Annotated in this window: 10 protein-coding genes; all 10 read right to left on the bottom strand. The window is 38.6% G+C overall.

Annotation, left to right across the window (positions count from 1 at the left end):
- Positions 1–51: 51 nt before the first annotated feature.
- Entirely contained in the window at positions 52–1773 is a 1722-nt protein-coding gene (gene opp4A, locus BJK46_RS06525; RefSeq protein ID WP_014613020.1) for an oligopeptide ABC transporter substrate-binding protein, read from the bottom strand.
- 231 nt (positions 1774–2004) lie between these two features.
- Positions 2005–2898 (bottom strand): oligopeptide ABC transporter permease, encoded by an 894-nt coding sequence (opp4C, locus tag BJK46_RS06520; protein WP_014613019.1) that lies wholly within the window; start codon positions 2896–2898, stop codon positions 2005–2007.
- An 11-nt stretch (positions 2899–2909) separates the two neighbouring features.
- Entirely contained in the window at positions 2910–3872 is a 963-nt protein-coding gene (opp4B, locus tag BJK46_RS06515; protein ID WP_014613018.1) for an oligopeptide ABC transporter permease, read from the bottom strand.
- Entirely contained in the window at positions 3869–4858 is a 990-nt protein-coding gene (locus BJK46_RS06510) for an ABC transporter ATP-binding protein (protein WP_037542304.1), read from the bottom strand. The genes opp4B and BJK46_RS06510 overlap by 4 nt, the downstream gene beginning before the upstream one ends.
- Positions 4855–5862 carry an ABC transporter ATP-binding protein gene (locus BJK46_RS06505; RefSeq protein WP_037544117.1) on the bottom strand — a complete coding sequence of 336 codons (1008 nt, stop codon included), beginning with the start codon at positions 5860–5862 and terminating at the stop codon, positions 4855–4857. Before BJK46_RS06505 ends, BJK46_RS06510 begins: the two co-directional genes overlap by 4 nt.
- A gap of 127 nt (positions 5863–5989) precedes the next feature.
- Positions 5990–7714, bottom strand: a complete 1725-nt coding sequence (opp4A, locus tag BJK46_RS06500; protein ID WP_037542303.1) for an oligopeptide ABC transporter substrate-binding protein — start codon at positions 7712–7714, stop codon at positions 5990–5992.
- A 294-nt stretch (positions 7715–8008) separates the two neighbouring features.
- Complete coding sequence (locus tag BJK46_RS06495) at positions 8009–8668, bottom strand: SDR family oxidoreductase (protein ID WP_037542301.1); 660 nt, start codon at positions 8666–8668, stop codon at positions 8009–8011.
- A gap of 389 nt (positions 8669–9057) precedes the next feature.
- Complete coding sequence (locus BJK46_RS12315) at positions 9058–9231, bottom strand: hypothetical protein (RefSeq protein WP_180904256.1); 174 nt, start codon at positions 9229–9231, stop codon at positions 9058–9060.
- 39 nt (positions 9232–9270) lie between these two features.
- Entirely contained in the window at positions 9271–10032 is a 762-nt protein-coding gene (gene pflA / locus BJK46_RS06490) for a pyruvate formate-lyase-activating protein (RefSeq protein WP_103263587.1), read from the bottom strand.
- A 58-nt stretch (positions 10033–10090) separates the two neighbouring features.
- Positions 10091–12340 (bottom strand): formate C-acetyltransferase, encoded by a 2250-nt coding sequence (gene pflB / locus BJK46_RS06485; protein ID WP_014613011.1) that lies wholly within the window; start codon positions 12338–12340, stop codon positions 10091–10093.
- Between the last annotated feature and the right edge of the window lie 97 nt (positions 12341–12437).

Genomic DNA, 12437 nt, shown 5'->3' with positions numbered 1-12437 from the left:
AGAAAAGGGGACGGACGTTCGCCGTCACGTATCCCTCTTCTAAACCATTTATTATTTCTTGTCTTCAACTGACCATTCATAAATCGGGTTAGAACCTTTCAGTGATACTTCAAAGTTTTTCACTCTACTGCTCACTGCAGTCACATCTTCTAACTCTACAATCGGAATGACAGGTACATCTTCAGCCATTATTTTTTGCCATTCTAAATATTTTTCTTTACGTTTGTCATTGTCGTCGCCCACTACTTTTGTATCGACGGCTTCATCTAAAATCTTATCGGCTTTCGGATTATTGTATCGTGATTCATTCCAAAGTGCCGTTGATCTGTATAACTCAGAAGGATCCGGGTCTGACCCTTGTTGCCACGTTCTGAAGTACACTTCCATATCTTTCGATGACTTTTCTAAATCACTGCTATATTTACCGAATTCTTCCATTTCGACTTTCGTTTTAAGGCCTACTTTTTCCCAGTAACCTTTGAGTGCTGCTGTACGTGGTTCGAAGGTTGGGTTAGAGCCAGCATAGTGCTTCAGATTCACGACGAATGGTTTACCTTGAGGATCTTCACGGAAACCGTCACCATCTTTATCTTTATAACCCCCTTCGTCTAATAATTGTTTCGCTTTATCCACGTCATATTTATATTCTTTAACATCGCCTTCTTTCGCACCACTCCAATGTGCAGAAGGGATTAAACCGTTAAGTGGTTTACCGTAGCCGTAGTAAAATGCATCAATCCACTCTTTTCGATTAATTGCGTAAGCCATTGCTTGACGTAATTTTTTATCTTGATATTTCGGTCTTTCTTTACCGATTTTTTGCGCTTTTTTATCGTAATCATTTAGCACGAATCCGACGATCGCATAAGATGTTGATGGTGCTTGTAACAATTGTAAGTTTTCGCTACCACTATCTTTAATTTCTTTCGCGATTGGCGCTGTAATTGTTGCCATATCAATATCGCCATTTTCTAACGCTTGTGTCATCGATGTTTGTTCCACGACGCGCAAATTGATGTTGTCGATATTCGGTTCCCCGCGCCAGTAGTCTTTATTTTTGACGAGTTCCACTGATTCGCCATCGACAATACGCTTCACTTTATAAGGTCCGATACCGATTGGATTTTTACGTACGGCGTCTGATTTCGCCATATCTTTAACTGGAATATCTTTAAACACTTTTTCGCTAATTGGCGCCGATGTCCACAGCTCTAATAAATTATTCGCCTTATGTTCTTTAAATGTGATTTCTGCTGTGTAATCATCAATTTTCTTAATCCCACTAATACGATCAGCTTGGCCATTACGTTTTTCTTCCGCACCTTGAATGACCGCGACACCGCTATAACGCGGACCATCGTAGTCAGGATCTGCTAGCGTCTCTAAAGTAAAAACCCAGTCATTGATTGTAAATGGATTACCGTCTTGCCACTGAATCCCTTTTTTAACTTTGAACGTATATTTCAAATCATCATTTTTGTCTTTTTCCCATGACAAAATTTTCGGTTTAATCTTTAAATCATCACCGACATCGATCAGTGAATCATTAAAGAAATCAATGACATTAGAGTCACCTGTACTCCCAGTAAAAATAGATTGGAAGTTCCCCTCAGGTGGTTCCGCTATCCCTACTGTCAATGTCCCGCCTTTCGCATCGCTTTTGCCGGTTTTATTCGACGTATTTGATGTCTCGTTTCCATTTTTTCCACATGCTGAGAGCACAACGACTACAATTAATGATAAAAACCATAAATATCGATAAGCCTTTTTCATCCCATTTCCTCCCTAATTGTTAAATGTTTAAAAACGCCTTTCTCTTATTATTGTATTTATCCGAATTTTTTGTCAATAAAATTTTGCAAAAATCTAAAATTTTCAAACATTTTATATTAAAAAGATAATCTAATACATCTCAGAAATAACGTGAATCCTGCCATCGCATAAAAAATAAGAGTGCACGGAGGTCAATAACATCCATGTACTCTCATTTTCTTTGATAATGATTTACCGCTTAGATTTTGGGTTCAGTGCGTCTTTTAATCCTTCACCAATAAAATTAATACATAAAATCGTCACTGTTATAATGAGTGCAGGTGGCATCCAAATCCACGGTTTACTCCTTAAAATGTCACCTTCTTGTGCATCTGTTAACATATTCCCCCATGTTGGAACCTCTTTACTGATTCCAAAACCAAGGAAACTCAAACCTGCTTCGGCCACAATTTGAACGGCGAATACCAGTGTTGCTTGAACAATAATCACACTTAAAATATTCGGTAATAAATGTTTTAATAATATTTTATGTACCGGTGTCCCAATAGATTGCGCTGCGAGGAAATATTCATTTTCTTTTTCTTGCATCACTTTGCCACGAACCATCCTCGCAATACCAACCCATGAAAGCAAGACTAGCACGGTCCCTAACACTATCGCTGAACCATATTGACTTTCAATATCATGACTGAATGTCGCATTTAATACAACCGCAAATGGGATAAATGGAAATAACATGACAAACTCTGTAAAACGCATGAGTACCGTATCCACCCAGCCGCCATAATATCCCGAAATCATCCCGATAACAATACCTATCAACATTAATCCAATCGACGTGAACAACCCAAATGTCAGTGATACACGTCCAGAATATAATAAGCGACTAAAAATATCGCGACCACCCGAATCCGTCCCTAACCAATGCTCAAGCGACATATCGCCCTTGATTAACACTAAATTTTGGACGTTTGGGTCATGAGGGGCAATGAATGGTGCTAAAAACGAAATGATGACAATCATGCCAAGTACGATAGTTGCAGCCATCGCAGTTTTATTTTTCATAAACTTTTTACGCGCAATTTGTAAGGGTGATTGACTCTTTTTAAGTTGTTGATTTTCCATGATAGCCCCTCCTAGTTACTCTTGATTCTTGGGTCTACTATACTATATGTGATGTCTGAAATAAGATTCGCAAGCAACCCTAAAAATGAAAAGAAAAGCAGCAATGCCATCATTAATGGATAGTCTTTACCTGAGATAGATTCAATCAATAATTTACCAATTCCAGGAAATGAAAAAATGCTTTCTGTAATCACTGCGCCACCGAAAACCGATAACACGTCCCCACCAAAAAATGTCACGATTGGAATAATTGAATTTCGTAAAATATGCTTATTATAGATTTTTGATTCTGATAAACCTTTAGCACGTGCTGTACGGATATAGTCTTTTCGAGCATTTTCAATGATATCGTTGCGTAAAAATTGAATATACCCTGCTGTCGAAAGTAAGCCAAGCACCGTACCAGGTAAAATCACGTGATACAGTTTGCTGACATAATATTCAAACGTGCCGGGTTCAAGTCCGATTTCTACAGATCCCGAATATGGGAAAATACCAAATTGAAAAGCAAATACATAAATCGCAAAAACACCCGCAACAAAAGATGGAATCGCAAGCATCAAATAATTGAGTAGTTGGATACTATAATCATACAAACTATATGGTTTTCTACCGGAAATAATGCCTAGAGGAAATGCAAGTATATATGTAATAATCAAACTCACTGTCCCCAACAAAATCGTATTTGGCATACGCTCTTCAATTAAATCCATCACTGGACGTTTGTAACGAATGGATTCCCCTAATTCACCATGAAGCACACGAGCACCCCATTTCATATATTGCATTGGAATCGGATCATTCAACCCGAGTTTTTCACGTTGCTCTTCATAATATTTTGCCCCAAGTTTTGGGTCCATATTGCCTGTAAATGCATCACCAGGTTGCAATTTCGCAATTGTAAAAATCACGACAGACATTAATAACAACATCGGTATCATCAGCAAAAAACGACGAATGATTAATGTGATCATAGTTTCACCTCTCCCTCTTCAAGTAATACGCATGCCGCATAATGTTCTTTGCCGACCTCGACTGCTTGTGGTTTTTGTTGTGCACATCGCGCCTCAGCAACCGGGCAACGTGTATGGAATGGACAACCCACTGGCGGATGACTCGGAGATGGCAAATCACCCTCCAATAAAATTCGTTTCTTGCGCTGTGTCGGATTAATATCTGGAATCGCTGAAATAAGTGATTGTGTATACGGATGTTGTGGATTTTCGTAAATAGCGTCAGCAGGTCCTTGTTCCAAAATGTGCCCTAAATACATCACGCAAATATAGTCACTCACATGTTTTACAACGCTCAAATCATGTGCAATAAATAAGTAACTTAACCCCATTTCTTCTTGTAGTTCATCCATAATATTCAACACTTGTGATTGTACAGATACATCTAACGCACTGACTGGCTCATCCGCAATAATCAGTCTTGGTTTGAGCGCTAAGGCACGTGCAATACCAACACGTTGGCGTTGACCGCCTGAAAACTCATGTGCATACTTGTAATAATCCGCTTCGTTAAGTCCAACACGCTTCAAAAGGTCTTTCACTTCATCTTCAATGTCACGTTGCTTTTTATGATAATAATTACGAATCGGTTCACCGACAATATCGCCCACCATTTGCATCGGATTCAATGACGCATACGGATCTTGGAACACCATTTGAAAACCTTTACGGGCTTCTCTTAAAGCTTTACCTTTTAATTTTGTTAAATCTTGCCCACAAAATAAGATTTCGCCCTCTGTCGCTTTTTGTAAACATAAAATCGTACGTCCTGCTGATGACTTACCACAGCCTGATTCACCTACAAGACCAACCGTTTGTCCCTTTTTAATCTTAAAGGAAATATTATCCACCGCTTTCACTTCGCCTACTTTTCTTTGGAAGACTCCTGCCTTAATCGGATAATATTGTTTTAAATTTTTCACTTCTAACACATATGATTCACTCATGACTCGTTCGCCTCCTTCAATGCCGTATCTTGTGTGTATAAATGGCATTTCACTTGATGTTCCCGCTCGAATTGATAAGGTTCAATATCTTTCAACGTACAAATCGCCATCGCGTGTGGACAGCGATTCGCAAAACGACAACCAACTTTCGGCAGCTCATCTAAACTCGGTACTGAACCACGAATCGTCTCTAATTTCTCTTGTTTCACATCAAGGCGTGGAATGGCTTTTAACAGTAATTGTGTGTAAGGATGCATCGGTTGACTGAAAATATCTTCAACACTTGCAGTCTCAACCACTTCACCCGCATACATAACAGCGACACGGTCACAAATTTCAGATATCACTCCTAAATCATGTGAAATAAAAATGACGCTCATTTGGGTATCCTCTTGAATACGTTTCAACAAGTCGAGAATTTGTGCTTGAACAGTGACATCAAGTGCAGTCGTTGGTTCGTCAGCAATCAACAACTGAGGTGAACATGAAATCGCCATCGCAATCATGACACGTTGACGCATTCCACCTGACAGTTGATGCGGATATTCGTCAACGACTTTTTCAGCACGTGGAATACCGACTTGTTTTAATAGTGAGATTACTTTCGCTTTTGCTTCAGATTTTGACAATTTCAAATGGAGCATTAGCATTTCCATCAATTGATTACCAATCGTAAACACCGGATTGAGTGATGTCATCGGCTCTTGGAAAATCATCGCAATCTCTTTTCCTCTCATTTGATTCATTTGTTCTACATCGTACTGATCAATACGTTTGCCTTCGTAAATCACTTCTCCAGATGCGATATTTGAAATTTTTTCTGGCAATAGTTTTAATATCGACAAACTAAGGACGGATTTCCCTGAACCTGATTCCCCTACAATCCCCATCACTTCACCTTTATTGACCGTTAAATCAATATTGGAAATCGCTGCATAAGGCTGACCTTCAATATCAAATGTTGTAGTTAAGTTGTTGATCTCTAATAGCTGACCCATTTTCATAAACGCCCCTTTCTTTAACCACATGTCATTCATTTTTAAGTCGTTATTAATGACAATCCATTTTAAGTAAATATAGAAAAAGGGAAGAGACAGTGTGTCATCATTCCCTTTCTCCATTTATGTGCTATTATTTTTTCTCTTCAACCGACCATTGATACATTGGGTTAGCCCCTTTCAAAGATACTTCATAATTTTTCACTTTATTGCTGACAGCTGTTGTATTGATAAACTCAGTAATTGGAATGACAGGTAGATCGTCAGTCATCAATTTTTGCCATTCGATGTATTTTTTACGACGTTTATCGTTATCATCACCTACAATTTTACTGTCCACAGCTTCTTCTAATAGTTTATCGGCTTTCGGGTTATTGTAGCGTGATTCATTCCATAAGGCTGTCGACTTGTACAAATCTGATGGATCAGGGTCTGAACCTTGTTGCCAACTACGGAAATACACTTCCATATCACTTGATGCATTTTCTAAATCATTATTATATTTACCAAACTCTTCCATTTCGACTTTCGTTTTCAGTCCTACTTTTTCCCAATACCCTTTCAGTGCGGCTGTACGTGGCTCAAAAGTAGGGTTAGAACCAGAATAATGTTTTAAGTTGATGACAAACGGCTTACCATTAGGGTCTTCACGGAATCCATCACCATCTTTATCTTTATATCCTGCTTCATCGAGTAATTTTTTCGCTTTTTCTACATTATAATCGTACTCTGTTACTTCACCTTTTTTTGCTCCACTCCAATGTTCTGAAGGAATCAAACCGTATAATGGTTTCGCATATCCATAGAAAAATGCATCAATCCATTCTTTACGATTAATTGCATATGCCATTGCTTTACGCAGTCGCTTATCTTGATATTTAGGACGCTCTTTTCCAATCTTCATCTCTTTTTTATCATAATCATTTAATACAAAACCGATAATTGCATAAGAAGTTGAAGGTGACTCTAATATTTTTACGTTTTCAGCTTTATGATCTTTAATTTCTTTAGCAATTGGGCCTGTTACATCAGCCATATCAATGTCACCTTTTTCAAGTGCTTGGGCCATTGCCGTTTGTTCAACCACACGTAAGTTTACTTTGTCGATATTAGGTTCGCCTTGCCAATAATCTTTATTTTTCACAAGTTCTACTGATTCTCCATCAACAATGTTCTTCACGATGAATGGTCCGATACCAATCGGATGCTTACGTACAGCATCAGATTTCGCCATGTCTTTTACTGGAATATCTTTAAAGACTTTTTCACTGATGACAGATGACGTCCATAACGCCATTAAGTTATTCGCTTTAGCTGCTTTAAAAGTCAACTCTACTGTGTAATCATCAATCTTTTTGAGACCGCTAATTGTTTTGGCTTTACCCTTATGCTTTTCTTCTGCCCCTTTAATGACTGCTGCACCACTATATCGTGGCCCTGTATAATCAGGATCGGCTATTGTCTCTAAAGTGAAAATCCAGTCATTAATTGTAAATGGATTGCCATCTTGCCATTTAATCCCTTTTTTCACTTTAAATGTATACTTTAAATCATCTTCCTTACTTTTTTCCCAAGACAAAATTTTCGGTTTGATATTCAGATGCTCATCTGATTCTGTTAAACCATCGTTAAAAAATGCTACAACGTCTGAATCTGATGTCGAACTTGCAAAAACATCTTGGAAGTTGCCCTCTGGTGGTGCAGTAAGTCCAACATTTAAAGTACCACCTTTCGCATTACTTTTTTCAGTTTTGTTATTTTCATTGCTCGAGGTTTGCGAGCTGCTTTTTCCACATGCTGATAAAACAAGAGTGACACACAACAATAATACCCATGCATATCGCCAAGTCTTCTTCATTCAAGTTCCTCCTTCAGTTGAATTCTTATTCACTTAATTATTATATTTTTCTGAATACTTTGTCAACAACTAAATTTACAACTGAACCTTATTTTATTTAAAATTATAATTTAACTTGAGGTTTTTATTTTTGTTATCGGAATACTTTGCTTTTTTAGGACGAACTGGCAACATGAGGTATATCACTTATATAACGACAAGGTAGGAGACATCAAAAAAGATACGTGAGAAGACTTTTATTTTTTAAGCCTTCTCACGTATCTAGTTATCTTGATTGATGTGTCCATCGTTACTTTAAAGAGACGATAAAGCCTCTGAAATATCGTTGTTCCCTGTTAACACTTGGAATTCTTTACCACGATGTTTTGCATTTGTAGCCACTTCATACAAGACTGTAGCGACATCTTCACGTGGAATTTGGCGTACATCAGGTTGTTCAAACAATTCAGCAACGTTCACTTTTCCTGTTCCTTGATCGTTTGTCAATGCACCCGGATGCACAATAGTTGTTGTTAATCGGCTATGTCTTAAATAGTCATCGGCGTAATGTTTCGCAATCGTATAGGGTTTCAAGTCACCACTTGCATCAAATGCTTCACGACGAGAGTCATACGTAGACACCATAATGAAGTGCTCAATGTTCGCGGCTTCACTCGCTTTAATCGCTTTAACCGCACCATCTAAATCTACAATAATTGTTTTGTCTGCACCTGTACTACCGCCAGAACCTACTGAAAAAATGACTTGATCATAGGGTAGAAAGGCGTCTGTTAAATCGTCAATCGTTGCTGTTTCTAAATCAATCAATGTTGCAGAAATGCCTTGTGATGCTAACGCTTGCTGTTGTTCTTTTTTTCTCACAGCCGCAGTAAAATCTTCACCTTGTGCGTGCATTTGCTTCACAAGATGTTGTCCTACGCCACCGTTCGCACCTAAAATTAATGTTCGTGTCATCTAACATCCTCCTCTTTCTCTTTCATACGCGATTATTCTAGTATTTCCCTTTATGACAAACTTAAAAACACAAAATAATTACTTACCACATTTTAACGCCCCATTCTACTTTGAATCGTTATTTAAATGACATTGCACAACTCGATGCCATATCATCGACGTTCTCAATTTTCTATTTTTCGTCTCTTGCTATCACCTCTTCCATAAAAATATGCAAATTGATGTGTATTGATGATATGAATTAAATATAACTTTTCATATTTGTCCACTGTCAATAGCAAACGTCACCCTACTTCAGATGGCTAGAAGCATGCAAGACTCCGGAGTGATTAGACATAGCCGAAAATCCAATTAGCTTCCCTCCAGTTTATACTTCAATCAAGCCCACTTTATTTGAGGCAAGTCCACTGGGAAAGCGTAGCGCGGTTCAGCAATCGATTGATGAACACCTTTTCAAAGTCAAATATAACAACAAATTTCACAAAATAAAGAAGCTGAGAGGCAACATCACATTGCATCCCAGCCATCTCTTCAATATCATTTAAAGTCAAAAGTTTATGCATAGCGAAAATAGAATCATGTCATTCTTACAAAACCAATATTTAGCGTACAGGCGTAAGAGGGGTCACGCCTGTAAAATTCACATAACCGTATGCACGTTCTACATCTTCATCTGTCGGGGGTTCAACATCATTCAACGCATACGGTACACCTAAGGCCTCCCATTTGTGCACACCGAGTTGGTGATAAGGTAAGATTTCAAATTTCTCAACATTGCCAAGTTGGTTGATAAATGTGCCAAGTGCTTTCAAGTCTTCGGGGGCGTCGGTGAGACCTGGTACGAGCACGTGGCGAATCCATATCGGTTGGCCCTTGTCTGCTAAATATTGAATATAGTTGAGTATATGAGTATTAGGTTTTCCGGTTAATTGTTGATGCTTTTCATTATCGATATGCTTAATGTCCACCATCAATAAGTCTGTATGTGTTAAAACTTGATCGAAATGTTTCTTAAAAGCTTCCGTATCGTTTGCACAGCCAAGTGAAGTATCGATACACGTATGAATCCCTTGTGCCTGAAGCTTTTCAAACAGTTCTTCGATAAACGGCATTTGCAAGAGAGGCTCACCACCACTGATAGTGACGCCCCCTCCTGATGCCTGAAAGTAAGGGAGATACGGAACAATTTCATTCACGAGTTCATCTGCTGTTGCCGTACGAGAGGGCTCATTGACTTTCCAGGTATCTGGATTATGGCAATAAAGACATCTCAGTAAGCAACCTTGTGTAAAGATAATGTAGCGTAAGCCTGGGCCATCGACTGTACCTAAGCTTTCTATTGAATGAATGTGTCCTTTAATCATCGTTCTCCCCCATTTAATCATGTCAATTTAAGACTGTTAGTGTTGTGTTACTGACTCGTTACATAGATTCGTGGAATGTACGAGAAATAACGTCGAGTTGTTGCTCGCGTGTTAATTTAATAAAGTTTACGGCATAACCTGATACACGTACTGTCAGCTGTGGATATTCTTCTGGGTGTTCCATTGCATCTAGTAATGTTTCTCTGTTAAATACATTGATGTTTAAGTGATGGCCGTGTTGTAATGCATAGCCATCTAAAATGCTGACTAAGTTTTGTTCTTGTGTTGCTTCTTCTTTACCTAATGATTTTGGTACGATACTAAATGTGTTAGAAATACCGTCTTTACAGCAGTCATAAGGTAATTTTGCTACTGATGATAATGATGCCAGTGCACCGTGATCATCACGTCCGTGCATTGGGTTTGCACCTGGCGCAAATGGTTCGCCTGCTTTACGTCCATCTGGTGTGTTACCTGTTTTCTTACCGTAAACGACATTTGATGTGATTGTGAGTACACTCATCGTATGTTCAGAGTTACGGTACGTTTGATGTTTACGTAATTTTTTCATAAAGCTTTCCACTAACTGCACTGCGATGTCGTCTACACGTGGATCGTTGTTACCATATTTTGGATAATCACCTGTTGTTTCAAAGTCAACTACGAGTCCATTTTCATCGCGAATTGTGCGAACTTGACCATATTTAATGGCAGAAAGTGAGTCCGCTGCAACTGATAAACCTGCAATACCTGTTGCCATCGTACGGTGCACATCTGTATCATGGAGTGCCATTTCGATACGTTCATAGCTATATTTATCGTGCATGTAGTGAATGACATTTAATGAGTTGATGTAAACACCTGCTAGCCATTCCATCATTTCATCAAATTGTTGGTACACTTCATCGTAATCTAAAATTTCAGATTGAATTGGTGCGAAGTTTGGCGCAACTTGAGCACCTGATTTTTCATCTTTACCACCATTGATCGCATACAATAATGTCTTCGCTAAGTTGGCACGTGCACCAAAGAATTGCATTTGTTTACCGATACGCATTGCAGATACACAACATGCAATACCGTAATCGTCACCGTAGCTTTCGCGCATTAAATCATCATTTTCGTACTGAATAGAGCTTGTTTTAATACTCATTTTCGTACAGTAGCGTTTGAAGTTTTCAGGTAAACGTGTTGACCATAATACTGTCAAGTTTGGTTCTGGTGCTGGTCCTAAGTTGTCGAGTGAGTGTAAGAAACGGAATGAGTTTTTCGTTACCATTGGACGACCATCAATACCGACACCACCGATAGATTCTGTTACCCAAGTCGGGTCACCTGAGAATAATGCATTGTAATCAGGTGTTCGTGCAAATTTTACTAAACGTAATTTCATGATGAAGTGGTCAATGATTTCTTGAACTTCCGTTTCAGTAATCGTACCTGCTTGTAAGTCACGTTCTGCATAAATGTCTAAGAATGTAGATGTACGTCCTAGACTCATTGCGGCTCCGTTTTGTTCTTTGATCGCAGCAAGGTAAGCAAGGTAGAGCCATTGCACTGCTTCTTTAAAGTTTTCAGCTGGGCGACTTAAATCAAATCCGTAACGTTCACCGAGTTGTTTTAATTCGTTTAATGAACGATATTGTTCTGACACTTCTTCGCGTAAACGAATCACATCTTCAGTCATAGTTGATGATAAGTCATTGAAGTCTTTTTGTTTTTCTGCCATTAAGAAATCAACACCGTACAGTGCGACACGACGATAATCTCCAATAATACGACCACGGCCATAAGCATCTGGTAAACCTGTAATAATCCCTGCTTTACGACAAGCTAACATTTCTTTTGAATATGCATCGAATACACCTTGGTTATGTGTTTTACGATACTCTGTAAAAATGTGCTCTGTTTCTTTATCTAATTCATAACCGTATGCTTCACATGCTGCTTTTGCCATACGGATTCCGCCAAATGGTTGCATAGAACGTTTGAATGGTTTGTCTGTTTGTACACCAACAATTTGTTCTAATGATTCATCCAAGTAACCTGCATCATGAGATAAAATGGTTGATGGCACTTTTGTATCCATATCCCAAATACCACCACGTTCACGCTCTTCTTTCGATAACACCATCACTTGATCCCATAATTTCGTCGTTGCTTCAGTTGGACCGGCTAAAAAACTGTCATCGCCTTGGTAACCTGTAAAGTTTAATTGTATAAATTCACGAACGTCCACATGGCGTGTCCAACGTCCAGTTTTAAAACCTTCCCATGCATTATGTGTAGTTTGAGTGTCTTTAATCATGTCTTTACCTCCAATTAGGTTTGTTCATCATTTCACAAGTAGTATACCAAGAATTGTGAATATAATCACTTAAAATTGAAAGCGTTTTATAAAATGT

It is taken from the genome of Staphylococcus pseudintermedius, from assembly GCF_001792775.2.
Lineage (GTDB): Bacteria > Bacillota > Bacilli > Staphylococcales > Staphylococcaceae > Staphylococcus > Staphylococcus pseudintermedius.
The sequence above is the reverse complement of the archived record's forward strand: the minus strand, read 5'-3'. Positions and strand labels throughout refer to the sequence as shown.